General features: G+C 71.0%; 25 protein-coding genes and 2 tRNA genes. 10 read left to right on the top strand and 17 right to left on the bottom strand.

From position 1 onward, the window contains the following. The first annotated feature begins 68 nt into the window (after positions 1-68). The 4 genes from KZC56_RS12995 to KZC56_RS12980 all read left to right on the top strand — a co-directional run bounded on the left by KZC56_RS12995 (position 69) and on the right by KZC56_RS12980 (position 3,650). On the top strand, positions 69-626 hold the full coding sequence (locus KZC56_RS12995; protein ID WP_247638721.1) for an RNA polymerase sigma factor: 558 nt from the start codon (positions 69-71) through the stop codon (positions 624-626). Next, positions 623-1,771 carry a DUF4349 domain-containing protein gene (locus tag KZC56_RS12990; RefSeq protein WP_247638720.1) on the top strand — a complete coding sequence of 383 codons (1,149 nt, stop codon included), beginning with the start codon at positions 623-625 and terminating at the stop codon, positions 1,769-1,771. The genes KZC56_RS12995 and KZC56_RS12990 overlap by 4 nt, the downstream gene beginning before the upstream one ends. Before the next feature lie 89 nt (positions 1,772-1,860). After that, positions 1,861-2,409, top strand: coding sequence for an ArsR/SmtB family transcription factor (locus tag KZC56_RS12985; RefSeq protein ID WP_206251335.1), 549 nt, complete (start codon positions 1,861-1,863; stop codon positions 2,407-2,409). After that, positions 2,409-3,650 (top strand): MFS transporter, encoded by a 1,242-nt coding sequence (locus KZC56_RS12980; RefSeq protein ID WP_247638719.1) that lies wholly within the window; start codon positions 2,409-2,411, stop codon positions 3,648-3,650. The genes KZC56_RS12985 and KZC56_RS12980 overlap by 1 nt, the downstream gene beginning before the upstream one ends. Before the next feature lie 60 nt (positions 3,651-3,710). On the opposite strand, the gene KZC56_RS12975 is transcribed toward KZC56_RS12980, so the two are convergent. After that, positions 3,711-3,783: transfer RNA gene (locus KZC56_RS12975), tRNA-Glu, on the bottom strand. Positions 3,784-3,935: 152 nt separating this feature from the next. Between KZC56_RS12975 and KZC56_RS12970 the strand changes: the two genes are divergently transcribed. Together KZC56_RS12970 and KZC56_RS12965 are read left to right on the top strand one after the other, a co-directional pair. Beyond that, positions 3,936-4,574, top strand: coding sequence for an MBL fold metallo-hydrolase (locus KZC56_RS12970; RefSeq protein WP_136036993.1), 639 nt, complete (start codon positions 3,936-3,938; stop codon positions 4,572-4,574). 68 nt (positions 4,575-4,642) lie between these two features. Next, the gene (locus KZC56_RS12965) at positions 4,643-5,113 is read left to right on the top strand and encodes a GNAT family N-acetyltransferase (RefSeq protein ID WP_247638887.1); all 471 of its coding nucleotides are present in this window, start codon (positions 4,643-4,645) and stop codon (positions 5,111-5,113) included. On the opposite strand, the gene pepN is transcribed toward KZC56_RS12965, so the two are convergent. The 4 genes from pepN to KZC56_RS12945 form a co-directional block, all read right to left on the bottom strand. After that, positions 5,110-7,593, bottom strand: coding sequence for an aminopeptidase N (gene pepN, locus KZC56_RS12960; protein ID WP_247638718.1), 2,484 nt, complete (start codon positions 7,591-7,593; stop codon positions 5,110-5,112). The two genes, KZC56_RS12965 and pepN, sit on opposite strands and share 4 nt — an antisense overlap. 206 nt (positions 7,594-7,799) lie before the next feature. Next, positions 7,800-8,834: a DNA topoisomerase IB gene (locus KZC56_RS12955; RefSeq protein ID WP_136034897.1), complete on the bottom strand. Its 1,035-nt coding sequence runs from the start codon at positions 8,832-8,834 to the stop codon at positions 7,800-7,802. A gap of 78 nt (positions 8,835-8,912) precedes the next feature. Further along, positions 8,913-9,419, bottom strand: coding sequence for a hypothetical protein (locus KZC56_RS12950; RefSeq protein ID WP_136034899.1), 507 nt, complete (start codon positions 9,417-9,419; stop codon positions 8,913-8,915). A 10-nt stretch (positions 9,420-9,429) separates the two neighbouring features. Next, positions 9,430-10,701 (bottom strand): MFS transporter, encoded by a 1,272-nt coding sequence (locus KZC56_RS12945; protein ID WP_240744679.1) that lies wholly within the window; start codon positions 10,699-10,701, stop codon positions 9,430-9,432. Between the two features lie 85 nt (positions 10,702-10,786). On the opposite strand from KZC56_RS12945, the gene KZC56_RS12940 reads away from it, so the two are divergent. After that, complete coding sequence (locus KZC56_RS12940; RefSeq protein ID WP_136034903.1) at positions 10,787-11,626, top strand: hypothetical protein; 840 nt, start codon at positions 10,787-10,789, stop codon at positions 11,624-11,626. A 114-nt stretch (positions 11,627-11,740) separates the two neighbouring features. Further along, positions 11,741-12,100 (top strand): hypothetical protein, encoded by a 360-nt coding sequence (locus KZC56_RS12935; protein WP_247638717.1) that lies wholly within the window; start codon positions 11,741-11,743, stop codon positions 12,098-12,100. A gap of 74 nt (positions 12,101-12,174) precedes the next feature. On the opposite strand, the gene KZC56_RS12930 is transcribed toward KZC56_RS12935, so the two are convergent. From KZC56_RS12930 to KZC56_RS12895, 8 genes are all read right to left on the bottom strand, one after another. Continuing rightward, positions 12,175-12,246: transfer RNA gene (locus KZC56_RS12930), tRNA-Gln, on the bottom strand. A 99-nt stretch (positions 12,247-12,345) separates the two neighbouring features. Next, positions 12,346-13,851, bottom strand: a complete 1,506-nt coding sequence (gene gltX / locus KZC56_RS12925) for a glutamate--tRNA ligase (protein WP_247638716.1) — start codon at positions 13,849-13,851, stop codon at positions 12,346-12,348. A gap of 47 nt (positions 13,852-13,898) precedes the next feature. Continuing rightward, a complete protein-coding gene (locus KZC56_RS12920; RefSeq protein ID WP_247638715.1) occupies positions 13,899-14,459 on the bottom strand; it encodes a hypothetical protein in 561 nt (186 codons plus the stop codon). A gap of 92 nt (positions 14,460-14,551) precedes the next feature. Next, the gene (locus tag KZC56_RS12915; protein ID WP_247638714.1) at positions 14,552-15,811 is read right to left on the bottom strand and encodes an MFS transporter; all 1,260 of its coding nucleotides are present in this window, start codon (positions 15,809-15,811) and stop codon (positions 14,552-14,554) included. Continuing rightward, on the bottom strand, positions 15,808-16,587 hold the full coding sequence (locus tag KZC56_RS12910; protein ID WP_247638713.1) for a fumarylacetoacetate hydrolase family protein: 780 nt from the start codon (positions 16,585-16,587) through the stop codon (positions 15,808-15,810). The genes KZC56_RS12915 and KZC56_RS12910 overlap by 4 nt, the downstream gene beginning before the upstream one ends. 68 nt (positions 16,588-16,655) lie before the next feature. Continuing rightward, entirely contained in the window at positions 16,656-17,756 is a 1,101-nt protein-coding gene (locus tag KZC56_RS12905; RefSeq protein ID WP_247638712.1) for a branched-chain amino acid aminotransferase, read from the bottom strand. Between the two features lie 61 nt (positions 17,757-17,817). Then, positions 17,818-18,861: a 3-isopropylmalate dehydrogenase gene (locus tag KZC56_RS12900; RefSeq protein WP_247638711.1), complete on the bottom strand. Its 1,044-nt coding sequence runs from the start codon at positions 18,859-18,861 to the stop codon at positions 17,818-17,820. Between the two features lie 82 nt (positions 18,862-18,943). Continuing rightward, the gene (locus tag KZC56_RS12895) at positions 18,944-20,479 is read right to left on the bottom strand and encodes an MFS transporter (RefSeq protein ID WP_247638710.1); all 1,536 of its coding nucleotides are present in this window, start codon (positions 20,477-20,479) and stop codon (positions 18,944-18,946) included. A 96-nt stretch (positions 20,480-20,575) separates the two neighbouring features. Between KZC56_RS12895 and KZC56_RS12890 the strand changes: the two genes are divergently transcribed. Next, positions 20,576-21,118: a TetR/AcrR family transcriptional regulator gene (locus tag KZC56_RS12890; RefSeq protein ID WP_247638709.1), complete on the top strand. Its 543-nt coding sequence runs from the start codon at positions 20,576-20,578 to the stop codon at positions 21,116-21,118. Positions 21,119-21,179: 61 nt separating this feature from the next. Here KZC56_RS12890 and serA read toward each other — a convergent pair whose 3' ends face one another. The 3 genes from serA to KZC56_RS12875 all read right to left on the bottom strand — a co-directional run bounded on the left by serA (position 21,180) and on the right by KZC56_RS12875 (position 23,813). Beyond that, positions 21,180-22,784, bottom strand: a complete 1,605-nt coding sequence (gene serA / locus KZC56_RS12885; RefSeq protein WP_247638708.1) for a phosphoglycerate dehydrogenase — start codon at positions 22,782-22,784, stop codon at positions 21,180-21,182. Positions 22,785-22,932: 148 nt separating this feature from the next. Continuing rightward, complete coding sequence (locus tag KZC56_RS12880; protein ID WP_136034927.1) at positions 22,933-23,268, bottom strand: hypothetical protein; 336 nt, start codon at positions 23,266-23,268, stop codon at positions 22,933-22,935. After that, positions 23,265-23,813, bottom strand: a complete 549-nt coding sequence (locus KZC56_RS12875; RefSeq protein WP_247638707.1) for a hypothetical protein — start codon at positions 23,811-23,813, stop codon at positions 23,265-23,267. Before KZC56_RS12875 ends, KZC56_RS12880 begins: the two co-directional genes overlap by 4 nt. An 82-nt stretch (positions 23,814-23,895) precedes the next feature. Between KZC56_RS12875 and KZC56_RS12870 the strand changes: the two genes are divergently transcribed. After that, on the top strand, positions 23,896-24,837 hold the full coding sequence (locus KZC56_RS12870; protein ID WP_247638706.1) for a hypothetical protein: 942 nt from the start codon (positions 23,896-23,898) through the stop codon (positions 24,835-24,837). A 3-nt stretch (positions 24,838-24,840) separates the two neighbouring features. Here KZC56_RS12870 and KZC56_RS12865 read toward each other — a convergent pair whose 3' ends face one another. Next, positions 24,841-25,503, bottom strand: a complete 663-nt coding sequence (locus KZC56_RS12865; protein WP_247638705.1) for a GntR family transcriptional regulator — start codon at positions 25,501-25,503, stop codon at positions 24,841-24,843. Between the last annotated feature and the right edge of the window lie 20 nt (positions 25,504-25,523).

Genomic DNA, 25,523 nt, shown 5'->3' with positions numbered 1-25,523 from the left:
GAATCCGGGTCTGAGACGATGGGCCCGATCGTGACACTCACCGGTGAGAGACACCGAACGGAAACCCGATGCCTTCCCAGACGACTGATCAAAGGTGGGCGGCCCAGGCCGCAGCCGGCGACGAGGGTGCCTTCCGCGAGCTCTACCGGGCCCATGTGCGGCCCGTGTACTGGATCGCGCAGGGCATCCTCGCCTCCCCCGCCGATGCCGAGGACGTGACCCAGGAGACGTTCGTGGTCGCGTGGCGCAAGCTCCCCGGCCTGGAGCTGCAGGGCGAGTCGATCCTGCCCTGGCTCGCGACGATCTGCCGGTTCCAGGCGGCGAACCGCCTGCGCCAGCGTCGCCGCGACCGGGCGCACACGGCGGACGCGGTCGACGAGGATCTGGCGAGCACGGTCAGCGTGGAGGAGCAGGTCATCACGGCCGCGCTCGCCGCGCGGATCGCTGCCGAGGTGGGCACGCTGAGCGAGCTCGACCGGGAGATCTTCCGGCTGTGCGCGGCGGAGGGCTACGCCTATCAGGCCGCAGCGGAGGAGCTCGGGGTCACGCACGCCGTCGTCCGGAACCGTCTCTCGCGAGTGCGCACGCAGTTGCGCGGCGCCGTGAAGGAAGTGAAAGACGCATGAACGCACAGACTCCCGCCGAGCAGCTCCCCGAGCTGTCGGACGAGGCCATCGCCCGCATCGAGCACGCGGTGTTCGCCGAGATCGCCGGGGAGCGCGCTCCGGCGCGGCCGGCGGAGGGGAAGGCCCGTCGGCGCCGCCGCGCCTGGCTCACCGGGGGCGGGATCGCCGCGGCGTTCGTGATCGGCGTGCTCGTCACCCCGCCGATCCTGCACAGCGTCGGGGGCTCCGCGGTGTCGACGGTCGAGGGACTGAGCCTCCCGGGCGACGCGGTGACCGAGTCGTCGACCGACTCCGCGCCGGAGGGCACCACCGCGGTCCCGCCCGGCTCGGTGCCCGGCGACGGCGCGCGCTCCGACACGAGCGGCGGGATGCTGCCCGGAGTGACGCTGCCGGGGGCCGCCACGGCGGACGCCGGCCGCGACATCATCGCGACCGCGCAGGCCACGGTGCAGGTGAAGAGCATCCCCGACGCGGCGGACGCCATCGCCGCGCTGGCCGAGGAGCACGGCGGCTACGTCGAGAGCACCGAGGTGGGCAAGGCGCTCGCGGCGGACGACACCCGCGCGCCCGCGCCCGCCGACTCCGCGTACGGCTGGATCAGCATCCGCGTTCCCTCCACCGACCTCACCGCCGTGATCGCGGCGCTCGGCGACACCGGTGAGGTGCTGTCGTCCTCCACGTCGAAGCAGGATGTGACGTCGACCGCGATCGACCTGCGGGCACGCGTCGACTCGACCAGGGCGTCGGTCGAACGGCTCACGCAGCTCATGGCGCAGTCGGGCAGCGTGTCGGAGCTCATCGAGGCCGAGGTGGCGCTCACCGACCGGCAAGCGCAGCTGGAGTCGTACGAGCAGCAGCTCGCTGCCCTCGACGATCAGGTGGTGATGTCGTCGCTGCAGGTGCAGCTGACGAAGGCCACCGCGCCGAGCACGGCTGACCCCGCTGGTTTCGGCGACGGTCTCCTTGCGGGGTGGAACGGCCTCGTCGTGTCGCTGAACGCACTGGTCATCGCGGTGGGCTTCCTGCTCCCCTGGCTGGCGGTCGCCGCAGTGGTCGTGCTCGTGGTCTGGCTGATCCGTCGGTCGCGTCGCACCCGCCGGAAGCACTCCGAGGCACCGGCCGCGCGCACGGGCGACGAGGGCTGACGGCGAGAGGGACCCGACTCGCAAACCTGATTTCCCGGGGTATACAAGAACTCTTGTGCACCCGCGGACCCCGCCCTAGCGTGATGCTCGTGGAAGACATCTCCGTGATCACCGCCGTGCACCACCCGCTGCGCCGCCGCATGTACGACTACCTCCTGCTCTACGGCACGTGCCAGGTGACCACGCTCGCGCGCGCCCTCGACAGTCAGGTCGGCAGCATCAGCCATCACCTGCGCATGCTCGAACGCGCGGGCGTCGTCGAACGCGCGCCCGATGAGTCGGACGACCGCCGCACCAGCTGGTGGCGGGTGGCCCGACGAGGGCTCACCTGGTCGGTGGACGACTTCGCCGACTCCCCCGCCGATGCGCTGCTCGCCCGCGAGGCGCAACGCCAGGGCATCCGCATGCAGATCGACCGGCTCCAGCGCTGGCACCGGCACCGGGACGACCCCGCCTATGCCGGGTACGACGCATCCAACACCGAGACCACCGCGTGGGCCTCCCCCGACGAGCTGCGGGACCTCTCCGCGCGGCTGCTGCAGACCATCCGCGAGTGGCAGGGCGGCATCGCCCTGGACGACGGCCAGGAGCGCGTGCCGGTTTTCGTGTTCGCCCACGCATTCCCCACGGAGCCCTGATGACCGCGGTCGAGGAGCCGGTCGAGCTCGCGTCGCCTCCGCCGTTCCGGCGCGACCGCCTGGTCCATGCCTGGATCGGCGTGAAGGCCCTCTCCGACGCAGGGGATGCGCTGTGGACCATCGCCCTGGCGTGGACGGCGGTGCAGATCGCGTCCCCCGCGGTCGCCGGGCTCATCTTCGCCGCCGGAACCCTCCCCCGGGCACTGATCCTGCTGTTCGGCGGGGTGCTCGCGGACCGCGTGGACGCCCGCCGCGTGATGCTGCTGTTCACCGTGGCCCGCGTGGCCGTTCTCGTCGCCGTCGCCCTGTGGGTGCTGGCGACGCCCCCCACCGTCGCCGTGCTGGTGTTCGCCGCGGTCGCGTTCGGCGTGTGCGACGCGTTCTACGAGCCGTCGGCGGGCACCATCGCCCGGCAGCTCGTGCGCACGTCCGACCTGCCGTCGTACGGGGCCGCCGCGCAGACGGCCTCGCGACTCGGGACGATGGGCGGTGCCGCCGCCGGTGGCCTGGTGGTCGCGCACACCGGGCTGGTGGGCAGCGCCTCGGTCAACGCGCTCACGTTCACCGTCGTCCTAGCGTTCCTCGCCCTCTGGCTGCGCCCCCGGTTCCGCCTGGCGCGTGCCGCCCGGCAGTCGACTCTGCGCGGCATCGGCTCCGGCTTCGCGCACCTGGCCGCGAACCGCACCACGCGCACCCTGGTGATCGCGCTGTCGGGGTTGAACCTCGCCGTCGGGCCGGCCGTGGGCATCGGGCTGGCGCTGCGCGCGCACGACGAGGGCTGGGGCGCTCAGGCCGTCGGACTGTTCGAGGCGCTGCTCGGCCTCGGTGCCGCGCTCGGGGCGGTCTCGGTCGCGAAGTGGCGTCCGCGGCGTGAGGCCTACGGCGGATTCTGGGCCCTGGTCGTGCAGGGTGCCGGGATCGCGGCGTTGGGCGTGGGACCGGCCTGGACGGTGGGAGCGGCGGCGTTCGTGATCGGCGCCACCGCAGGGTTCGCCTCGGTGCTGCTGAGCGCGACGTTCTCCGCGACGGTCGACACCGCGTACCTCGGACGGATGGGCGCGCTCACCCGCCTCGGCGATGACTGCCTGATGCCGGCGGCGATGGCCGGATTCGGGGCGCTCGCCTCGGCGACCGCGGTCTGGGTGCCGTTCGCGGTGTTCGGCGGGGCGATGATGGCGCTCATGATGGTCCCCCTTCGCACGGCGGCTTTCCGCATCCTGTCGCTGCGACCCGCGGGATGAGCACCTGCCGCAGACGACGAAAGCCCTCCGGGCAAACCGGAGGGCTTTCGTCGTGTTGTGTGACCCCAGCGGGATTCGAACCCGCGTTACCGCCGTGAGAGGGCGGCGTACTAGGCCGCTATACGATGGGGCCGTCTGGCGGAGCGTTTCCGTCCCGCGACAACCGTTCAAGTATGGCACGGCCGTTCTCTGCGCGCCAAATCGGCACCGCGTCCGCGCGACTCCCGGGCGTGGCGCGCCGTCGCGGTGATTGCCGCGACCGCCACGGAGCGGTTGACTCATGTCATGCGCGTCTCCAAGTTCGAACATGCCGCCCTCCGTCTCGACCTCAACGGTCAGACCCTCCTGATCGATCCCGGCTCCTTCACCACGCCGCCCGACGACCTCAGCGGACTCGTGGGGGTCGTGCTGACCCACGAGCACCCCGACCACTGGACGCCGGAGCAGCTGGATCGGATCCTCCGTGCCGCGCCCGGCACCCCCGTCTACGGCCCGGAAGGGGTCGCCCGGGCGGCAGACGGCTACGACATCACGGTGGTCTCGCCCGGCGACACGATCGAGGTCGGACCGTTCACACTGCGTTTCTTCGGCGGCACCCACGCCGTGATCCACTCCTCGATCCCGACCATCGACAACGTCGGCGTGCTCGTGAACGACGAGCTCTACTACCCCGGCGACTCGTACGCGGTGCCCGAGGGCGTGGACGTGCAGACCCTGGCCGCACCGCTCGGCGGCCCGTGGCTCAAGATCGGCGAGGCGATGGACTACGTGCTCGCCGTCAAGCCGCGCCGGGCGTTCGGCACGCACGACATGACGCTGTCCGTGATCGGCAGGAACATGCACCGGCAGCGGCTGCAGTGGGCGACGGAACAGAACGGCGGCGAGTTCTTCGTGCTCGACCCCGGCGACACGCTCGACCTGTGAGCACCCCACCGCGGTCGGCCCCGCGACGGCTCCTGCCCCGCCCCACGGAGCGGCTCGTGTTCCGCGAGATGATCGACGACGACCTCGACGACCTCGCCGCGCTCCTCGGCGACCCCGCGGTGATGACCTACTATCCCGCGCCGAAGACCCGCGCCGAGAGCGCCGCGTGGATCGTCCGCATGCGCGAGCGCTACGCGCAGGACGGGCACGGCCTGTGGACCCTGGAGACCCACGACGGCGCGTTCGTTGGTGACTGCGGTCTCACGTGGCAGTCGTCGAACGGGCAACCCGTGCTCGAGGTCGGCTACCACGTGCGCGCGGAGCTCCAGGGGCGCGGCTACGCCACGGAGGCCGCACGCGCCTGCGTCGAGCTCGTCGGGCGCGAGCTCGCGCCGACGCTGCTGACCGCGATCATTCACCCCGACAACACCGCGTCCCGCCGGGTCGCCGAGAAGCTCGGCATGCGCCACATCGACGACGACCGAGCGCACCCGTGGATCGTGCGCACGGTCATGGGGATGAGCGTCGAGCCGATCTAGGCCTGGCCGGCGCGGACCCGGAGATCCCGCGCCAGGTGGTCGCGCTGCTCCACCACGAGGCGACGCAGCGCCGCCGGGGCGTCCGCGTTCGCATCGAGCCACGCGTCGACGGGGTCGAGCGTGTCACCGGCCGGGAACAGCCCGATCACCAGGCGCTGCGCCAGCTCGATGCTCCGCTCGCTCCACGCGTCGCGGATGCGGGAGAAGTACTCCGCGTCGAAATCGGAGATCAGGTCGCGACGGCCGCCCGCGCGGAACCCGGCGATCTCGGCGTCCAGGTGGTCGTTCGTCAGCGAGCGGTCATCCCAGGCAGCCGCCCAGGCCGCGGCGCGCACGGGCGCCTCCGGGCGCGACGCGCGGGCACGGCGGGCGGCCGTGCGTCCGTCGCCGGTGTCGTCCCGCTCCTCCTCCGCCGCGATGTCGGCACCGTCGGCGTGTCCGGTGGTGACGAGCGCGGTCAGCAGCTGCCACCGCAGGTCGGGATCGATCACGAGACCGTCCGGACCCCGGCCGTCGAGCATGTCGCGCAGGTCGGCGTGGTGCACATCGTCGAACGCCGAGGCCGTCGCCAGCGCTCGCGCCCACGACAGCTGCGCGTCACTTCCCGCCTCCGCGGCCTGCAGCGCCGACCAGGCGGCCTCCGTCCAGGCGCGCTGCTCCTCGACCCGGCGTTCGTCGGCCACGAAGTGGCGCACGGTGAACGCGGCGTTCTGGATCGCCGCCCCCAACAGTCCGCCGTTCGGCTCGGCCGGGGCGTGAGCACGGGCGATGCGCAGGAAGCGTCCCGCATCGAGCTCACCGTCGCGGGTCGCGTTCCACAGCGACGACCACACGAGCGCCCGCGCCAGGGGGTCCTCGATGGCCGAGAGCGACTCCTCCGCGGTCGCCAGCGAGCGGTCGTCCATTCTCGCCTTCGCGTAGGTGAGGTCGTCGTCGTTCAGGAGCACGAGGTCCGCTTCGGGGACGTCGAGCTCGACCCGCTCGCCGGGAAGGTCGAGCTCCCGCTGCTCGCGGCGGACGATCCGACCGTCGACCCGGTCGTAGAAGCCGATGCGGAGCCGATGCGGACGGGTCCCGCTCTGCACGAGGGTGCGGCGGCCGTCGTCGTCCGCCTCGATCCACAGCGTCGAGACCCCGGTGGTCTGCAACCACGCCGCCGCCCAGTCGCTCATGTCGCGCCCGGACGCCTCGCTCAGCACCACGAGGAAGTCGTCGAGCGTGGTGTTGCCGAAGGCGTTCGCCGCGAAGTAGCGTCGCGCGCCCTCGAAGAACGCCTCGTCGCCGACGTAGGCGACCAGCTGCTTCAGCACCGAGGCACCCTTGGCGTACGTGATGCCGTCGAAGTTGAGCTTCGCCGCCTCGAGATCGGGGATGTCGGCCACGATTGGGTGCGTCGTCGGCAGCTGATCCTGCTGATAGGCCCACGACTTGCGCCGCATCGCGAACGTGACCCAGGCGTCGTGGAAGCGCGTCGCCACCGCGGACGCGTGCGAGCCCATGTAGTCGGCGAACGACTCCTTGAGCCACAGGTCGTCCCACCAGGTCATGGTCACGAGGTCGCCGAACCACATGTGAGCCATCTCGTGCAGGATCGTGTTGGCCCTGGCCGCCCGCTGTGCGTCGGTGGCGGCACCGCGCGAGAGGTAGGACTCGGTGAAGGTCACCAGCCCGGGGTTCTCCATCGCGCCGAGGTTGTACTCGGGTACGAAGAGCTGGTCGTACTTGCCCCAGGGGTACGGATAGGCGAAGGCCTCGGTGAAGAAGTCGAGCCCCTGCCGCGTGACCTCCAGGATCTCGTCCGACTCGAGGTGCTCGGCCAGCGAGCGTCGCACGAACAGTCCGAGGGCGATGCGCTGCTCGTCGCGCGTCCACTCCCCGTCCACGCGGGTGTACGGTCCCGCGGCCACCGCGGTGATGTAGCTGGAGATCGGCAGCGTAGGGGCGAACTCCACGCGCTGCACGCCCACGCCGAGGTCCACATGGGCGGGCGACTGGTTGGACAGCACTTCCCACCCCGACGGCGCATCGACCACGAAGGTGTACTCGGCCTTGAGGTCGGGCTGCTCGAAGCACGCCATCACGCGGCGGGCGTCCGCCGGCTCGTACTGCGTGTACAGGTAGGTGCGGTCGTCGGCGGGGTCGTGGAAGCGGTGCAGCCCCTCCCCCGAGCGGCTGTAAGCGCCGACCGCCTCGACCCGCACCACGTTGGACGGTGCCAGACCGGTGATCGCGATCCGTGCTCCGTCGTAGTCGACCTCGCGCTCCTCGCCGTTCACCTCGACGCGGCGCACCTCCTCGCCGATGAAGTCGAGCCAGGTCGCGTCGGTCGTCGCGTCGAACTCCAGCGTGGTCGCGGTGGGGAATCCGGTGCGGGCCCGCTCCGGCGCTCCGGTCAGGTCGAGCTCGACGCGGATGCGGTGGAGGGTGACGGCCGCGGATCGCGCGGCGGTCTCCTCGCGGGTCAGGTTGGCGGTGTCCATCCTTCCATCCTGGCATCCTGGAGCCGTTCGCACGGCGTCGGCGAGGTTCAGACCTGGACGAGCCGATGCCCCCGGTTCCGCGGAGAGCCCCCGGGACGCGGCCTGCCGGGCCGACGCGACGGCCTCGTCGCCGCGCGACCGGGTCCCGGCCGCGGTACGCGGCGTCAAGACGCGCGCGCAGTGCTGGCCGGTGGTCGCGGCCGTGCTCACGCGGCTCGTGCCGCTGCTGATCGCCGCCCTCTGCTCGTCCCTCGCCGGTTGATCTTGCGGGAGGTCTCGGGACCGCCGAGGAGGCGACGGATCGCGGTCTCGGGGGTCACGTCGAGGTCGAGGGTGCGTCCGCGAGCGTACTGCCGGAACACCCGCGGGTCGATGTAACTGTTGCGGGCGACGGCGGTCGTGTTCCCGAGCGCGGTCGCGGCGGCCTGCACGGCCAGCCGCTCGGCCTGAGCGCGCTGACCCTTGCGGTCGAGGGCCCCGATGCGGGCGAGGGCGTCGGCGGCGATGATCGTGCCGTGCAGCGTGCGGAAGTCCTTCGCCGTGAAGCTCGCCCCCAACACGTCCTTGAGGTACGCGTTCACCTCCGCGGGGGTGATCTTCACACGCCTCCTCCCCTTGCGGTACGCGAGCAGGAACGCATTCGAGGCTCCCGCCGCGAAGTCCGTGAGCGCCTCCGCGAGGGCCTCGTCGGTGATCTCGATCGAGGCGGTGCGACCGCTCTTGGCGGGGAACGACAGTGCGACGTCGCGGCCGCTGAGGCGCACGTCGCGGCGCCTCAGCGTGGTCAGTCCACGGCTGCCGTGACGCGCGAGGTACCGCTCGGATCCGATGCGCAGGGCCGCGTCGTCGAGCAGTCGGAACGCGATCGCGAGGGCCCTGTCCTTGGTCTGCCCCTCTTCGCGCAGCGCCCTGGTCACCTGCGCCCTCGCGCTCGGGAGCGCGGAGGCCAGATCGAGGGCGCGCACGAACTTCCGGCGGTCGCGGGAGACGCGCCACAGCGGGTGGTAGAGGTACTGCTTGCGGTCGGCCTGGTCGATGCCGACGGCCTGGATATGCGCGAGCGGGTCGGCCGCGATCCACACGTCGCGCCACGCGGGCGGGATGACCAGGTCGTTGATGCGCTCCCGGTCAGCCTCGGGCGCCGGTGCGCCGGTCGGGTCGACGTAGCGGAACCCGGAACCCGACCGCTGTCGACGGAACCCCGGGTCGACGCCCGGCACCACCCTGATCAGCCGCGCCATCCCTGCTCCTCCCGCCGTCGTCGTTCCGGTCCCCTGAAGCCTGCCTCGGGTGCGACCGGACGAAAAGGGAGTGGCGCGTCACCCGGCCGAGGTGCTATCCGCTTGCGGATCCTTCGCGAAGACGGATCGCATGTGGTCGCTGGTGAGGAAGTCGGCGATGCCGATCATGATGAGGCTGAACACGATCTGCTCGGTCACCATCCACACCGGGTACAGCCCGGGGATGGCGGCCATGACGAGCGTGATGACCGGGAAGATTTGCGCGAAGAGGCGCAGGCGCTGGTAGGCCCAGCGCCAACCACGACGGGCCCGCCAGGCGAAGTAGAACAGGGTCGCCGTCATCGCCAGCACGATGAGCGTGCGCATCCACACGGCGAACGGCACCCTCTCGCCGTCGACGGCGAGGATCAGCGCGACGACGACGGCGCCGACCCCGAGCACCAGTTCCGCGACCAGCAGCCAGAGAATCCAGGTGAAGGCGCGCACGGTCTTCGGATGCGTGCGTCCGGCCTCGCTGATCGCGACGCCGGCCTGCCGCCCGCCGGCGATCCGATCGAGGCGGAGGAAGAGCGATTCGAGTGCCATGCTCCGGAGCCTAGACCGCGGCCTCGCCCGCGACCTCCTCCGTTCGATGGAGGGGGACGCCGTTCGCCTCCGAAGGCACCACGCGCTCGAGCACGAGAGCCAGCACGCCCACCGCCAGACTTCCGGCCACCATCACGCCGATGAACCAGCCCTGCGCCCCCGCGCCGAGCAGCAGACCGGCCACCAACGGCCCGGTGATCGCTCCACCCTGGAACGCCGCCGAGTTGATCGCGTTGTAGCGGCCCCGGGTGCGGTCGGTGGCGAGGTCGTTGTAGATCGCGGGCACCGTCGGCTGCAGCATCGTCTCCCCGAATGCGAACACCCCCATGAACGCGATCACCCCGATCGCGGCCGCGAGCGAGTCGGGCAGCAGCCCCGCAGCTCCGAGCGCGACCCAGGACAGGGCCCAGATGAGCGCCATCACCTGCATCACCCGCGTGCGACGCTTGCCGGAGATCAGCCGGAGCACCGCGAACTGCAGCAGCACGATCACCGCGGTGTTCACGGCGAAGGAGACGCCGACCACCTGTGTCGACACCTCTGCCACCTGTCGCGCGAACGCCGGGAAGCCGGCCTCCAGCTGTCCGTAGCCGATGAAGACGGAGAGGAAGGTGAGCAGCGTCAGCCACAGCACCGCGGGCCGGCGCACGATCTCGCGGTAGCCACCCGCCGTCTCGTCGGCCGGGTCGTGGTCGGGCTGCGTGCGCACACGTCGCAGCGGCCCGAGGAGCAGCGCGAGCGGGATGAGACTGGTCGCCGCGTCGATGAGGAAGATCGTGGTGAAGGTCGCGGGATCGTCGACGTTCACGAAGAAGCCGCCGACGATGCCGCCGACGCCGATGCCCAGGTTCACCAGCGCGAAGTTCACGCCGAAGTACTGCTGGCGGAGCTCACCCTCGACCACCGAGGCGATCAGGGCGTTGAACCCCGGCCAGGAGACGCCGAAGTTCACGCCGATCAGCACGACGGCCACGGTGGCCACGGCAGGGTGCGTCGCGTACGCCAAGAGCGTGCACCCCGCGATCATCGCCAGCAGCCCCGTGATCAGCACGCGGCGGGCACCGAAGCGATCGATGAGCGTGCCTCCCGGACCGGTCACGACGAGCCCGGTGATGGCGATCAGGCTCATCAGCGCACCCGAGAGCCCCAGGTCGAACCCGCGGACCTCGTGCAGGTAGATGATCGTGAACGGCAACGTCATGCCCCGCCCGAGCGTCTGGATGGCGACGGTGGACAGCAGCCAGCGCCCTTCGGTGGGCAGCGCTTTCCAGAAGGAGCTCATTCCGATCACCTCGGTAGTGTTCCAGGGTCTTCCGACATCGGCCGCGCGGCCTGCCGATCCGGCGCCGAACCGATATTCTGCGACCATGCCGCTGTCATACGAGGAGTTCCGATCGTCCCTGCTGAGCGACGAGGGGCTGCAGGCCCTCGGCCTCCCGCTGACCGCCGCCGAGGCCCAGCGCGTGCAGGCCGACGACCAGGCGAGCCGCAGCTGGTACGACTACTGGCTCACCGTCAGCGGCCAGGCCACGCCGCCCGCCGCGACCGTCGCCGCGACGATGCCCCTGGGCGGCCACGACCTCCCCACGTCCGCGCCGACCGCGTACCCCGCGGCGTACGGCGCGACCACCGAGGCGTACGCGACCGGCGCCGCTCCGTTCGCCACCCCGCCGCTCGACCCGAACGCCCCGCCCGCCGACGGCACCGGCCGCAAGAGTCGTGCGGGGCTCTGGATCGCGCTGTCGATCGTCGGCGCCCTGCTGCTCATCGCCGCGATCGTCACGGTCTACGCCGTGGTCACGGCGCGCCACTGGACCAAGGTCGACGTGCCGGAGAAGCCCGAGACATTCCACAGCGAGGAGTACGAGACCGGCGCCTACCTCGTCGCCGACGACGGGGTGAGCCCGTGCTACGTCGACCAGGACTGGACCGACTGCATCGCCGCGATGGAGGCCCAGTACGCGGGGGCGTGCGCCGGCGTGGAACTGGTGCCGACCGCGGCCGACCTGTGCGCACAGCACCGCGCCGAGATCGACCGGATGATCGCGGAGGATGTCGACGGCACGTACGTCGCCTCCCTGGGCGACTTCGGACACCTCACCCGCACGCCGGAGACCGCGACCCGCCAGGTATCCAACGACGACTACGAGCCCGCCGTGACCCACGAGGCCGTCTGCTACCTGGGCTTCCTCGGGGAGTGCGAGTAGCGGGGAGCACGGTTCGGTCGCGTTGGCGTCCTCATATGCGGACACCCCGACAGATCTGACGTACCCTCACTCCGTCGGGAGCGGCCCATGCTCCCGGGTCACTGAGGAGCACTGATGCACGCCTTCTATCGCGAAACCCGCCGCGTCGCGGCTTCCGTCCTCGCCGGAGCGCAGCTCTACTTCGCGGTCTGGAACGCGGCGAACCACCACGGCGTCGCCGCCGTGCTGACCACCGGGGCACCACTGATCGCCGCGGCGCTGCTCCTGGCCGCCGTCTTCGTCAGGAAGCGCGGTCCCCTCGACATCCTCGCCTTTTTGGTGTCCGCACTTGCCGCCGCGGTGTGCTGGGGCGCCTCGACGGTCACGCCCGACATCCTGACCTATCTCCCCGCCGTCGCCGCATCGATCGCGTTCGCCACCATCGCCCTGGTGCTCCGCGCGGAGCGGACGGGCCGGCCGGCGAACACCCCGTAGCGTGCCCGCCCTCGCCCGAGAACGACAGAAGCCCGGAGCCGCATTCCTGCGGATTTCCGGGCTTCTGTGAAGTGCTGGGGTACCTGGACTCGAACCAAGAACAACTGAACCAGAATCAGCCGTGTTGCCAATTACACCATACCCCAAGGGCGAAACCGGAGCCTCGCACCGAGAGTCAAGCTTACCCGAGCGGCGACCGATCGCCAAAACCACCGGCGTGTGCCGCCGCTCGGGCGCGTCGCGGCTCAGTCGGCCAGGAACGCGGCCAGGGCGCGCAGTCGCCGCAGCGACTCGTCCTTGCCGAGCAGCTCCATCGACTCGAACAGCGGCGGCGAGACGCGGCGCCCGGTGATGGCGACGCGCGGCGGCCCGTAGGCCACGCGGGGCTTGAGCCCGAGCTCGTCCACGAGCGCCGTCGACAGGGCCTCCTGGACCTTCTCCGGGGTGAAGTCCTGCACGGGCTCGAGCGCGGCGACGCAGGCCTCGAGCACCTCCGCGGCGTTCGCCGGCAGACCCTTGAGGGCGTCCGCGTCGTATGACACCTCGTCGCGGAAGAGGAAACCGAGCATGCCCGGCACCTCACCCAGCAGCTGCACCCGCTCCTGCACGAGCGGCGCGGCGCGGAAGGCCAGCACGAGCTGCTCGTGGGTCGGCTCGTCGAACAGGCCGGCCGCGGCGAGGTACGGCACCGAGCGCTCGGCGAAGTCCTTCACGTCGAGCATGCGGATGTGGTCGCCATTGATCGACTCCGCCTTCTTCTGGTCGAAGCGGGCCGGATTCGGGTTCACGTTCTCGATGTCGAACGCGGCGATGAACTCGTCGAGCGAGAACACGTCACGGTCGGGGCCGATCGACCAGCCCAGCAGCGCCAGGTAGTTCAGCAGCCCCTCGTGGATGAAGCCGCGCTCCCGGTGCAGGAAGAGGTCGGCCTGGGGGTCGCGCTTGGAGAGCTTCTTCGTGCCCGTCTCCCCCAGGACCAGCGGCATGTGCGCGAAGCGTGGGACGAACGTCGTCACCCCGGCGTCGATCAGCGCGGCATAGAGCGACAGCTGACGGGCGGTGGAGGGCATGAGGTCCTCGCCGCGCAGCACGTGGGTGATACCCATCAGCGCATCGTCGACCGGGTTCACGAAGGTGTACAGCGGCACGCCGTTCGGCCGCACGACCACGAAGTCGGGAAACGATCCGGCCGGGAAGGTGACCTCGCCGCGGATGAGGTCCACGTACGTGAGGTCCTCGTCCGGCACCCGCAGGCGCAGGGCCGGCTGGCGGCCCTCGGCGCGGAACGCCGCCTTCTGCTCGTCCGTGAGGTCGCGGTCGAAGTTGTCGTAGCCGAGCTGCTTCGCCCGACCGTTGGCCTCGTTGCGGGCGTCGATCTCCTCCGCCGTCGAGTAGCTCTCGTAGAGCGCGCCCGTCGCGACCAGCTTGTCGATCACCCCGCGATAGATGTCGTGCCGCTCGGACTGGCGGTACGGCGCGTGGGGGCCGCCCAGCTCGACGCCCTCGTCCCAGTCGATCTCGAGCCAGGTGAGCGCGTCGACCAGCTGACGGAAGCTCTCCTCGCTGTCCCGCGCGGCGTCGGTGTCCTCGATGCGGAACACCATCTTCCCGCCGTTGTGGCGCGCGTACGCCCAGTTGTACAGAGCCGTGCGGACCATGCCGACGTGCGGCAGCCCCGTCGGAGAGGGGCAGAAGCGGACGCGGATGTCGGCGCCGCTGGCGGTCGTGGTGAGGGGGTGAGGAGTAGCCATAGCCTTTCGATTCTACGGGTGCGCGGGGCTCAGCCCGCGGCGCTCGCTCAGCCTCCTGGGCAGTCGCAGTCGCCTCCGCTGTGGCACTGGCAGATCGGTGGCGGGTAGTCCGCCGCCGTCACCGACTCCCGAACGTCGAGGTCCCTGAATGGGACGACCTCGTCGTACCTGTCCGCGTCCGGGATGTCTCCGCACACGGCATCCTCCGCACGGATCTCGGCGGCGGCCTGCGGGAAGACGAAGTCGACGCACGTCGCGGCGCTCGCCTGTTGATACCAGTGCCCGCCGCCGGTCGTCGCGCCGCCGCCCACGACGAGAGTGAGGGTCACGGTGTCGTCGGCTTGGTCGAGGGCGACCAGGGTGTATAGACCGGATCCGTCGTCGGCACCCTCACGCGCGTCGTGGACGAAGCCGAGGCCGGCGACGGCCGCTTCCGGGTCGCTGACGATCTGGTCGCGGTACTCCCACAACGAGTCCTGCGCGTCTTCCACGGACTCGGCGAGGCTGTCCCTCACCAGCGTCCCGATGCTCGGTGCACACCCGGTGAGAGCGCCGACGATGACGACGAGCGCAGCACCTGCGGAGACTCGTCCGGCCTGGGAGGACATGGCTCGACCGTAGCGCAGCGCACACTGCCTCCGGGTGACCTCAGCGGATGGCGCGCAGGCCAACCGCGGTGTGACGACTCCCCCGCGGTCCGTTACCGCGCATCGGTCCGCGCGAGTGGCGAGAGCACCACGATCGCGAGGACGAGCACCGAGGCGGCGATGCCGAGGCCCGCGTACTGGAAGTTCGACAGCACGATGCCCGCGAGCACGGAACCGGCGGCGGCCGAGAGGCTCATGAGCGAGTCGCTGCGACCCTGGCGGCGCGTGCGCAGCTCGGGAGCGGATGCCTCGGTCAGGAGGGCGGCGCCCGCCACGGTCGCCGCGCTCCAGCCCAGGCCGAGCAGGATGAGCGCGACCATCACACCCCACGCCTCTGTTCCCGTGAACACCGCGAACGCCAGCGCGCCGCCCAGGAGCACCTGCCCCAGCAGCACCACGCGCAGCCGCCCCCACCGGTCGGCCAGCACACCGAACACGGGCGACAGCGCGTACATGCCCCCCACGTGCAGCGCGATCGTGATCCCCACCAGGGCCGAGACGTCGGCCGGGGCCGCCGCAGCGCCGTGTGCCCCGTGCGCCATGTGCGACAGGTGCACCGGGGTCATCGCCATGACCGACGCCATCACCACGTGGGAACCGGCGATGGCGAAGATGGCGTAGCGCGCGACCCGCGGACGGTCGACCGCCGTCGTCCCGGTGGCGGCGGCCGCCTGCGTCGCGAGGCGCTGCGCCGCGAGGAGCGGGTCCGGGCGCAGCGCCACGAGGTACAGCACGAGCGCGGCACACTGCGCCACGAACGAGAACACGTACGACCCGGTCTGCGGCGGCATCCCGATCGCGTGGCCGACAACCTCGCCGGGGCCGAGCAGCAGCGGTCCCGCGACGCCGCCGATCGTCGTCGACCACACCACGATCGACAGATCGCGGCCGCGGTGCTGCGGGGCCGCGAGGTCGGTCGCGGCGAACCGCGACTGCAGGTTGCCCGCGTTGCCCGCACCGATCAACAGGATGCCGACGAGGAGCAACGGGAACACCCGGACCGAGGCGGCGAGGATCACCACGGCGATGCCGACCAGGGCGAAGAGGTTGCCGAGCGTGAGCGCGCGGCGTCGACCGAGCCGTGCCGCCAGCCGAGCGAGCGGGATCGCGCACAGTGCCGCGCCGAGCGTGACGGAGGCGGTCGCCAGCCCGGAGAGCGCGTCGCTGCCGGAGATGTCGGCCGCGAGCAGAGCACCGAGCGAGACGGTCGCCCCGAACGCGATGCCCCCGAGGACCTGCCCGAGCGACAGCACGAGGACGGTGCGCCGCTGCACCGCCGTCTGCTGCGCCGCCGTCAGGGCGCTGGAGGTCATGTCGCGGGAACGGCGTCGCGCGCGGTGTTGCGGAGGATGCCGAGGCCGGAGATCTCCACCTCCACGACGTCGCCCGCCGTGAACGTGCCGACACCCGCCGGGGTCCCCGTCATGATCACGTCACCGGGGAGAAGGGTGAAGACGGCCGAGGCGTACGCGATGATGTCCGCCACCGAGTGGATCATGTCGGTGAGCGGCGCGTGCTGCCGCACCTCGCCGTTGACCCTGGTCTCGATGATCGCCGTCGACGCGTCGAAGTCGGTCTCGATCACGGGGCCGAGCGGGCAGAAGGTGTCGAAGCCCTTCGCCCTGGACCACTGTCCGTCCTTGCGCTGCAGATCGCGCGCGGTGACGTCGTTGCCGATCGTGTAGCCGAGCACGTAGTCAAGGGCGTTCTCCGCCGTGACGTTCTTGGCGATCTTGCCGATCACGACCACCAGCTCACCCTCGTACTCGGTGCGCTCGGACAGGGCGGTGGGACGCACGATCGCGTCGTCCGGGCCGATGACGGCCGTGTTCGGCTTGAGGAACAGCAGCGGCTCCTCGGGCGCGACCCCACCCATCTCGGCGGCGTGGTCATGGTAGTTCTTGCCGACGCACACGACCTTGGAGCGCGGGATCACGGGGGCGAGGAGCTTCGCCTCGGTGAGCGGCACCCGGTCGCCGGTGGTCTCGTACCCGGCGAACATCGGGTCCCCCGCCAGCACCACGAGCTCGCGCTCGTCGATGATCCCGTACATGATGGCGTCGTCGTGGCTGAACCGGGCGATCTTCATGCGTCCAGCCTAGCGACGCGGAAGACCCCGGACCGGTCGAGCCGGCCCGGGGTCTTCGGACGTGGTGGTCAGGCGTCGAGGCGCACGAGCCAGCCGTGCTTGTCCTCGCGGCGGCCGTACTGGATGTCGGTCAGCTCCTCGCGCAGTGACAGCGCCAGCTCGCCCAACGGCTGGGGCTCGTCGAAGCCCTCGCCCACCAGCGCACCGATGGGGGTGACGACGGCGGCCGTCCCGCACGCGAACACCTCGACGATGTCACCCGAGGCGACGCCCTGGCGCCACTCGTCGATCGAGATCGGTCGCTTCTCGACCGTGTAGCCGCGGTCTTCCGCGAGCTGCAGCAGCGAGTCGCGCGTGATGCCCTCGAGGATGCTGTCGGACTCCGGGGTGACGACGCGGCCGTCCTTGAACACGAACACGACGTTCATGCCGCCGAGCTCCTCGACGTCGCGTTTCTCGTTGAGGAACACGACCTGGTCGCAGCCCTTGGCGGCGGCCTCGGCCTGCGGGAGGAGGCTCGAGGCGTAGTTGCCGCCCGTCTTCGCCTTCCCGGTGCCGCCCTTGCCCGCGCGGGCGTAGTCCTCCGAGAGCCAAATGCGCACCGGCTTCACACCGCCGCTGAAGTACGCGCCGGCCGGGCTCGCGATCACGTAGTACGCCACCTTCTGCGCCGCGCGCACGCCCAGGAAAGCCTCCTTGGCGAACATGAACGGCCGCAGGTACAGGCTCTGGTCGGCGCCCGACGGCACCCAGCGACCGTCGACGGCGATCAGCTCGCGCAGCGACTGGATGAAGTACTCGGTGGGCAGCTCCGGAAGCGCCAGACGACGCGCGCTCGCCTGCAGGCGCGCGGCATTGCGGTCGGGACGGAAGGTGTGGATGGACCCGTCGGCGTGACGGTAGGCCTTGATGCCCTCGAAGATCTCCTGCGCATAGTGCAGAACCGACGCGGCGGGGTCGAGCGGGATCGGGCCGTAGGGCTGCACGCGCGGACGGTGCCATCCGCCCTTGGCCGACCAGCAGATGTCGACCATGTGGTCGGTGAAGACGACCCCGAACCCGGGGTTCTCCAGCACCTCGGCGAGCCGCGTCGGGCTCGCGGCGTTCAGGTTCTTCGTCACGGCGAACTCCAGGGGAGCCACGCTCGTCTCGGCGTCGATCGTCGTCATGTCGTCATCCAATCCTCGTGGGTGGGCGCATCCTCGCGCCCTGTCAGCCTACGCCCGCCGTTCAGAGGCGGGCAGTGATCGCGGAGCCGATCTCCGCGGTGGTGCGGGCACCGCTGCGCGCGGCGATGTCCGCCTCGACCGCGGCGCTCACACGCGCCGACTCGGCCGCGAAGCCGAGGTGGTCGAGCAGCAGCGCGATCGAGAGGATCGCGGCGGTCGGGTCGGCCTTCTGCTGACCCGCGATGTCCGGAGCCGAGCCGTGCACGGGCTCGAACATCGACGGGAAGGCGCCGTCGGGGTTGATGTTCCCCGAGGCTGCGAGGCCGATGCCGCCCGTGACGGCGCCGGCGAGGTCGGTGAGGATGTCACCGAAGAGATTGTCCGTCACGATCACGTCGAAACGCGAGGGGTCCGTGACCAGGAAGATGGTGGCGGCATCGACGTGCAGGTAGTCGACGGTCACATCGGGGTGTTCGGCCGCGACCTCGTTCACGATGCGCTGCCAGATCGCCCCGGCGTGCACGAGCACGTTGGTCTTGTGCACGAGGGTGAGCTTCCGGCGCCGACGCTCGGCGAGGTCGAACGCGTAGCGCACGACGCGCTCCACACCGAAGGCGGTGTTGACCGAGGTCTCGTTGGCGACCTCCTGCGGCGTGCCGACGCGGATCGCGCCGCCGTTGCCGACGTAGGGCCCCTCGGTCCCCTCGCGCACCACGACGAAGTCGACCTCCCCCGGGTCGGCGAGCGGACCAGTGGCACCCGGGAAGAGCTTCGACGGGCGGAGGTTCACGTAGTGGTCGAGCGTGAAGCGGAGCTTCAGCAGCAGGCCGCGCTCGATGTTCGCGTTCTTCAGGCGCGGGTCGCCCGGCGTGCCTCCGACCGCGCCGAGCAGGATCGCGTCGTGCGCCGAGATCGCCGCCAGGTCGTCATCGGTGAGCGTGTCGCCGGTCTCGAGGAACCGGCCGGCTCCGAGCGAGAAGCGGGTCTTGTCGAACGTCACGTCGCTGTCTGCGGTGACGGCGTCGAGCACCTTCTCCGCCTCCGCGATGACCTCGGGACCGATGCCGTCACCGGGGATGACGGCCAGCTTCACGACACGCGACATGAGACTCCTTGCGCACTGCACGGGGGTGGACCGGCCGCGGCGCGACCGCGGGTCGTACGGGCCGGTCCCCCCAGCGTAGTGGTCAGTGCGTGGGTGCCTTGCGCAGTGTGACGGCGGCGATCACCGCGGCGATGACCACGAGCCCGGCGCCGATCAGCGAGGTCACCGTCACCCCGGAGCCGAACGCGTCGGCGGCGGCCTGCCACAGCGCGTCTCCGAGCTGCGACGGGAGCTGCTGCGCCGCGGTGTACGCGCCGGCCAGCGTCTCCTGCGCCGCATGCGCGACGTCGGCGGGCAGCCCCTCCGGAAGCACGAGCGCTCCGCGGTAGAACGCCGTGATGAGGCCGCCCAGGATGGCGGTGCCGAGCACGGCGCCGAGCTCGTACGCGGTCTCGGACACGGCGCTGGCCGCGCCGGCCTTCGCGGCCGGAGCGCTGGAGAGGATGAGCTCGTTCGAGATCGTCTCCGCGGCGCCGATGCCGATGCCGAGCACCGCGAACGCGAGGATCAGCGGCACGACACCGTGGTCGTGCGTCGTCATCGCCACGATCAGGTAGCCGACCACGGAGAAGACCAGCGCCGCGGGGATCAGCACGTGCGGCGGCACGCGACGCGAGATCGGCACGACCGTGAGGCCGGCCACGATCATCGCCGCCATGCCGGGCACGAGTGCGAGCCCGGCCATCATCGGCGAGAGCCCGAGCACGAGCTGCACGTGCTGCGACACGAAGTAGAGGAAGCCCACCAGGGCGACCACGCTGAGCAGGTTCACCAGGATCGCCCCGGAGAAAGAGCCCCTTCGGAACAGCGCCATGTCGAGCATCGGGACGTCGGAGCGGAGCTGACGCCGCACGAACAGCGCGCCCATCGCGAGGCCGAGCACGGCCCATCCCCCCGCGTACAGCGAGGGCCCGTCCACCGCGAACGACTTGATCGCGTAGACGACCGGGATCATCGCCGCCATCGACAGGGCGATGCTCAGCGGGTCGATGCGACCGGGATGCGGGTCACGGCTCTCGGGCACCAGCAGCGGTGCGCCGATCAGCAGCGGGATCAGCACCGGTACAGCGAGGAGGAACACCGAGCCCCACGCGAAGTGCTCGAGCAGGAACCCGCCGACGATCGGCCCCAGGGCCGCACCGGCGGAGAACGCGGACGCCCAGACCGCGATCGCCATGCGCCGCTGATCGCGGTTCTGGAAGATCGAGCGCAGAAGCGACAGCGTGGAGGGCATGAGCATCGCACCGAAGAAGCCGAGCAGGGCGCGGGCGGCGATGAGGAGACCGGCCGTCGGAGCGAACGCGGCGAGGGCCGAGACCACGGCGAACCCCGTGGCTCCGATGAGCAGCAGCTTCCTCCGCCCGAACCGATCACCGAGCGTGCCCATGGTCACCAGCAGTCCGGCCAGCACGAGCGGGTACACGTCGATGATCCACAGCTGCTCGGCACCGGTGGGTGCGAGCGAGATCGAGATCTCGGGCAGGGCGAAGCTCAGCACCGTGTTGTCGACCGACACCAGCAGCACGGGGAGCATGAGGACGACGAGCGCCGCCCACCCTCTGGCGCCGACGCGCGGGGCTTCCGTCTCTGTCGTCGGGATCGACGCAGTACGGCTCATGGAACACCTCTCAGACTCTCGGCGGCTCCGTTAGTGAACCGTCCGGCTGGTATAGTAACAGAGACCGGCCTCCCGTTTCCGAACAGAGGATGAACGATGCCCCGACCTCCCCTCGCCCGCGAGAAGGTTCTCGACGCCTTCGAGGCGATCCTCATCGACGAGGGCGAGCGCGCGGCCACGCTCGACGCGACGGCCAAGGCCGCGGGCGTCTCCAAAGGCGGGCTGCTGTACCACTTCCACTCCAAGGACGACCTCGAGGCCGGCCTCGTGGAGCGGCTCGAACACCTCACCACCCTCGACCTGGAGCGCATGAACGCGGCGGAGGAGGGCCCGGTCGCCTACTACGTCCGCACATCGGTCATGGAGGACGACGCCCTCGACCGCGCCCTGATCGCCACGACCCGCCTCGCCCAGGGCGGCTCGACCCGCGCGGCCGACATGCTCCGCGAGACCCGGCGCCGCTGGGCCGACACCATCCGCCCGCACGTGCGTGACACCGCGAGCCTCGACCTGGTGATGCTGGTCAGCGACGGGCTCTACTTCAACAACTCGCTCGACGTGCACGGCCCGGAGCGGCTCGTCCCCCGCAGCGATGAGCTCGCCGACCTGATCGCCCTGGTCCTGCGCGCGACCGCCTGACTCGCGAACCGAAGAGGGGCGGGAGCGTCACGCTCCCGCCCCTCCTCCGTGGTGCTGCGGCTCAGACCTCGGTGATCTCGATCTGCCGGAACAGGTCGGCGTCGATCGCGTCGCGCACGTCGTCGAGCAGTTCCTCCGACACGGGCGAGTCCAGCGTCAGCACGCTGAGCGCCTGGTCGCCGGCCGCGCGGCGCGCGATCTGCATGCCCGCGATGTTGATGCCCGCCTCACCGAACTTCTGGCCGTACACGGCCACGATGCCCGGACGGTCGGTGTAGAGCATGACGACGTGGTGCTTCTCGATCGGCAGCTCCAGCGCGTGGTCGTTGATGCCGACGAGCTTCTCCGCCTGCTTCGGACCGGTCAGCGTGCCGGACACCGAGAGCTGCGATCCGTCGGACAGGGCGCCCGTCAGGGTGATGACGTTGCGGTACTCCTCGCTCACGTCGTCCTTGATCAGGCGGACCGCGATCCCCCGCTGCTCGGCGAGGAGCGGAGCGTTCACGTACGACACGGTCTCGCTGACGATGTTCGTGAACACGCCCTTGAGCGCCGCGAGCTTGAGCACGCTGACGTCGTAGTCGTTGAGCTCGCCGTGCACCTCGACGTCGAGGCTCGTGAGCGGCGAGGTCGCGAGGGCCGCGAAGATCTGGCCCAGCTTCTCCACGAGCGAGATCCCGGGACGCACATACGGGTCGATCACGCCGCCGGCCACGTTGACCGCGTCGGGCACCAGATCGCCGCCCAGCGCGAGTCGCACCGAGCGAGCGACCGAGACACCGGCCTTCTCCTGCGCCTCCTCCGTGCTCGCACCGAGGTGCGGCGTGACGACCACGTTCGGCAGGTCGAGCAGCGGACGGGCACTGCCGCCCTCCGCCGGCGGCTCAGACGTGAAGACGTCGAGACCGGCGCCGGCGATCTCGCCAGCGACGAGCGCCTCGTGCAGCGCCTCCTCGTCGATCAGCCCTCCTCGCGCGACGTTGACGACGAAGGCGGTCGGCTTCATCGCCGCGAACTGCTCCGCGCCGATCATGCCCGTGGTCTCCGGAGTCTTGGGCATGTGGATCGTCAGGAAGTCGGACTCCGCCACCAGCTCGTCGAGCGACAGGAGCTGCACGCCGAGCTGCTGGGCGCGGGCGGACGTGACGTAGGGGTCGTATGCGACGACGCGCATGTCGAACGCCGCGAGGCGGGCGGCGACGAGCGCGCCGATACGTCCGAGCCCCACGATGCCGACCGTCTTCTCGAAGAGCTCGGCGCCCGTGAACGAGCTGCGCTTCCACTGCCCGGCGGCGAGCGAGGCGTGCGCGGCCGGGATGCGCCGAGCGAGGCTGAGGATGTGACCGACCGTGAGCTCGGCGGCCGAGACGATGTTCGACGTCGGAGCGTTCACGACCATGACGCCCGCCGTGGTCGCGGCCTTGATGTCGACGTTGTCGAGGCCCACGCCCGCACGCGCGACGACCTTCAGCTTCGGCGCGTGCGCCAGCGCCTCCTCGTCGATGCGGGTCGCCGAGCGGATGAGCACCGCGTCGGCCTCGGCCAGCGCGGCGAACAGGGCCTCGCGGTCGGTGCCGTCGACGTGGCGGACGTCGAAGTCGGGGCCGAGCGCCTCGATCGTGGCGGGAGAGAGTACTTCGGCGATGAGCACGACGGGCTTCGGCACAGTGGATCCTTCGGGGCAGCGCGACAGGCGGGAGGGGCCGATGCGCCGCACACCGTCGGGGGCGCGATCGCGACAACTCTACCCGAGCCGCCATGCCGCTCCGTGCCGTGTGACGCCGCGCGGTCCGGCTCGACCGGTGGCGTCCGGGTCAGGCGCTGGGGAGCGTGAGGCTGAGCGCGAGCAGACTCATCCAGAAGACGGCGACGATGCCCAGCCCCGCGAGGAACACGAGGGCGAGCTCGCCCACGCGCCGGCGACGCCCGATCGCGGAGGCGAAGCCGAACACGATCAGGGGGAAGACGACACCGAACAGCAGCACGGCCCAGCCCGCACCCGTCAGACCGGTCTGCGCCATCGTGATCAGATGCGCGACCGCGTTCCACACCGCGTAGGCGTAGAACAGCCCGGCGAGGACGATGACGGTGCCGGCGAGCCAGCGCGGCGATCCGGACGACACCGCCGATGCGTTCTCCGACGAGCTCATGATCCGACCACCCCCACCGTCACGAACGGCCACGGCACCAGGAGCACGACCCCGGCGAGCAGCAGGGCGACCCGCACCCACGCGGCCCTCCCCCGCGTGAGAACCCACGTCGCGAGGAACCACAGCGCGGGCGCCGCGATCGCGAGCACGAACCAGGGCAGGAACATCGCGTCGGCGACCAGGAACGAGGCGAGCGGTTGCAGCCGCAGCCCACCGACGACCCAGCCGACCGAATAGAGGAGATACACCCCGCCGACCACCCCGACGAGCAGGAGCATCGCATTGCTGAGTCCCGCCGGCGCCTCGTCGTCGTCGGCGGCGACGGACGCCGCGGGCGCCGACGGCGGTGCCGCCTCGGTGGGCGGTGGAGACGCGGGGGGTCGCGTCGTGGGCGCGACCGCGGCGCTCTCCGTGGTCGTGGCGTCGCGAAGAGGCGGCTCGACGGGCGGGGCCGCGTTCTCACGTCGCCGCGGGCGACCGGTGCGATGCGACGCCGTGTCGTCGTCGCCCTCCCAGCTCAGGGCGTCGTCGGAGTCGGAGGTCATGCCTCCAGCGTAGGACACCCCGTCCACTAGGATCTTGCGTGCCCTGGCCGGTGCGGTCGGGCCTTCGGGGGAAGGGATCAACGTGGCCGAGAGCGACGACAGGACCGCCGGCAGGGACAGGAACACCGCCGCGAGCACGGAGCCGCCGGCGGGGTGGACGCCGAGCGCCGCGGCGAAGACGACGGCGATGCGCTTCCGCTGGATCGCGGGCGCGCTGTGGGCCTTCGCGATCATCGGCGAGGGCGTCGGGATCTTCTGGCTGCTCCGCCAGCGCGTCTACGTCGGCGAGGACGGCACGCTCGTGCGCGACCCCGACACGGGTCTGCTCGAGGAGCAGGGCGTCACGGCACAGTTCCCGCAGTGGGCGTTCATCGCTCTGCTCGTGCTGCTCGTCGTGATCGCGGCCCTGTCGATCACGGGCTCCGTGCTCTGGAAGAAGGCGAACCGGCTCGATCCCGCGCGGAAGGCGGACAAGACCCGCTTCTTCGTGCAGAACCAGCTCGGCGCGATCATCGCGATCGTCGCCTTCCTCCCGCTCGTGATCCTGATCTTCCTGAACAAGGACATGGACAAGGGGCAGAAGACGACGGCCGGCATCGTCGGCGTCGTCCTGGCCGCACTGGCCGTGTTCGTCGGCGTGGACTTCGCCCCGCCGTCGGTCGAGCAGTACACCGCCGACCAGTCGACCGTGATCCAGCTGCTCGGCAAGGACGAGGTGGTCTGGGTCGACGGCGGCAAGGTCTATCACGTGTGCGACGAGGTGCCGGCGATCCAGACGGGCAGTGAGATCCGCACCGGCACGACGGCGCAGGCGATCGAGGCGGGCAAGATCCGCCTCACCCTGCAGTTCGCCTCGGAGCTGCGCACGTGCGGCCTCGCGGTGCCGGAGAACGCGGACGAGATCACGGAGGCGCTGCGCGCGATCCAGGACGGCGCAGTGGACACGCCGCTGCCCGCGCCGGTGTGGGCGGACCCGGCGGACGCGCCCATCCAGATCGAAGACGCCCCGGCGAACGTGGGCTGACGCTCAGTCGCGCCCGAGCGCCTCGACCAGTCGCTCCTCCGCGGACGTGAGGTGCGCCCGCAGCAGCTCGGCCGCTTCGTCCTCCGCACCCGCGGCGACGGCATCGAGCATCTCCCGATGCTGTGCGGCGATCTCCTCCGCGTTCAGCAGGCGCCGCCCCTGCACCTGCGCCATGCACAACCGGACCTCGTCGAGCACGCTCCGATACATCCGCCCGGTCCGCTCGCTGTGCAGCGCATCGATCAGCGCCGTATGGAAGCGCAGATCGGGGTCCACGGTCGCCGGGTCGGGCTCCGGTCCCATCGCGAGCAGCTCCGCATTCGCCTCGACCGCGGCGGCGGGCACTCTGCGCGCCCGTGCCAGCTCCCGGAGCGCGGCGCTCTCCAGGCGGGTGCGCGTGCGGTAGACGTCGCGCACCGTCGCCTGATCGATACCCACCACGCGTGCGGTGCGATGTGCCGTGCGCACGAGCAGGCCGCTCGCGACCAGCTGTTCGATCGCCGCCTTCGCGCTGGGCCTGGCCACACCGAAGGACTGCGACACCGCGGCCTCGGTGAGCGGCTCGCCCGATCGGATCTCACCGCCGAGGATGCGCGCGCGCAGCTGGGCGGTCACCGCATCGACCACGCCGACGACGCCGAGGCCGCGGTCCGTGAGGGTGGTCATGGCCGTCAGCCTAGCGAAGC

Origin of the sequence: Microbacterium sufflavum (assembly GCF_023091155.1) — a bacterium.
GTDB lineage: Bacteria > Actinomycetota > Actinomycetes > Actinomycetales > Microbacteriaceae > Microbacterium > Microbacterium sufflavum.
Note: the sequence above shows the minus strand (reverse complement) of the source record. Positions and strands in the feature narration are given on the sequence as shown.

Coding starts and splice junctions, on each gene's coding strand:
- KZC56_RS12995 (WP_247638721.1), top strand. CDS start 69: ATGCCTTCCCAGACGACTGATCAAAGGTGGGCGGCCCAGGCCGCAGCC.
- KZC56_RS12990 (WP_247638720.1), top strand. CDS start 623: ATGAACGCACAGACTCCCGCCGAGCAGCTCCCCGAGCTGTCGGACGAG.
- KZC56_RS12980 (WP_247638719.1), top strand. CDS start 2,409: ATGACCGCGGTCGAGGAGCCGGTCGAGCTCGCGTCGCCTCCGCCGTTC.
- KZC56_RS12970 (WP_136036993.1), top strand. CDS start 3,936: ATGCGCGTCTCCAAGTTCGAACATGCCGCCCTCCGTCTCGACCTCAAC.
- KZC56_RS12965 (WP_247638887.1), top strand. CDS start 4,643: ATGATCGACGACGACCTCGACGACCTCGCCGCGCTCCTCGGCGACCCC.
- pepN (WP_247638718.1), bottom strand. CDS start 7,593: ATGGACACCGCCAACCTGACCCGCGAGGAGACCGCCGCGCGATCCGCG.
- KZC56_RS12955 (WP_136034897.1), bottom strand. CDS start 8,834: ATGGCGCGGCTGATCAGGGTGGTGCCGGGCGTCGACCCGGGGTTCCGT.
- KZC56_RS12950 (WP_136034899.1), bottom strand. CDS start 9,419: ATGGCACTCGAATCGCTCTTCCTCCGCCTCGATCGGATCGCCGGCGGG.
- KZC56_RS12945 (WP_240744679.1), bottom strand. CDS start 10,701: ATGAGCTCCTTCTGGAAAGCGCTGCCCACCGAAGGGCGCTGGCTGCTG.
- KZC56_RS12940 (WP_136034903.1), top strand. CDS start 10,787: ATGCCGCTGTCATACGAGGAGTTCCGATCGTCCCTGCTGAGCGACGAG.
- KZC56_RS12935 (WP_247638717.1), top strand. CDS start 11,741: ATGCACGCCTTCTATCGCGAAACCCGCCGCGTCGCGGCTTCCGTCCTC.
- gltX (WP_247638716.1), bottom strand. CDS start 13,851: ATGGCTACTCCTCACCCCCTCACCACGACCGCCAGCGGCGCCGACATC.
- KZC56_RS12920 (WP_247638715.1), bottom strand. CDS start 14,459: ATGTCCTCCCAGGCCGGACGAGTCTCCGCAGGTGCTGCGCTCGTCGTC.
- KZC56_RS12915 (WP_247638714.1), bottom strand. CDS start 15,811: ATGACCTCCAGCGCCCTGACGGCGGCGCAGCAGACGGCGGTGCAGCGG.
- KZC56_RS12910 (WP_247638713.1), bottom strand. CDS start 16,587: ATGAAGATCGCCCGGTTCAGCCACGACGACGCCATCATGTACGGGATC.
- KZC56_RS12905 (WP_247638712.1), bottom strand. CDS start 17,756: ATGACGACGATCGACGCCGAGACGAGCGTGGCTCCCCTGGAGTTCGCC.
- KZC56_RS12900 (WP_247638711.1), bottom strand. CDS start 18,861: ATGTCGCGTGTCGTGAAGCTGGCCGTCATCCCCGGTGACGGCATCGGT.
- KZC56_RS12895 (WP_247638710.1), bottom strand. CDS start 20,479: ATGAGCCGTACTGCGTCGATCCCGACGACAGAGACGGAAGCCCCGCGC.
- KZC56_RS12890 (WP_247638709.1), top strand. CDS start 20,576: ATGCCCCGACCTCCCCTCGCCCGCGAGAAGGTTCTCGACGCCTTCGAG.
- KZC56_RS12880 (WP_136034927.1), bottom strand. CDS start 23,268: ATGAGCTCGTCGGAGAACGCATCGGCGGTGTCGTCCGGATCGCCGCGC.
- KZC56_RS12875 (WP_247638707.1), bottom strand. CDS start 23,813: ATGACCTCCGACTCCGACGACGCCCTGAGCTGGGAGGGCGACGACGAC.
- KZC56_RS12865 (WP_247638705.1), bottom strand. CDS start 25,503: ATGACCACCCTCACGGACCGCGGCCTCGGCGTCGTCGGCGTGGTCGAT.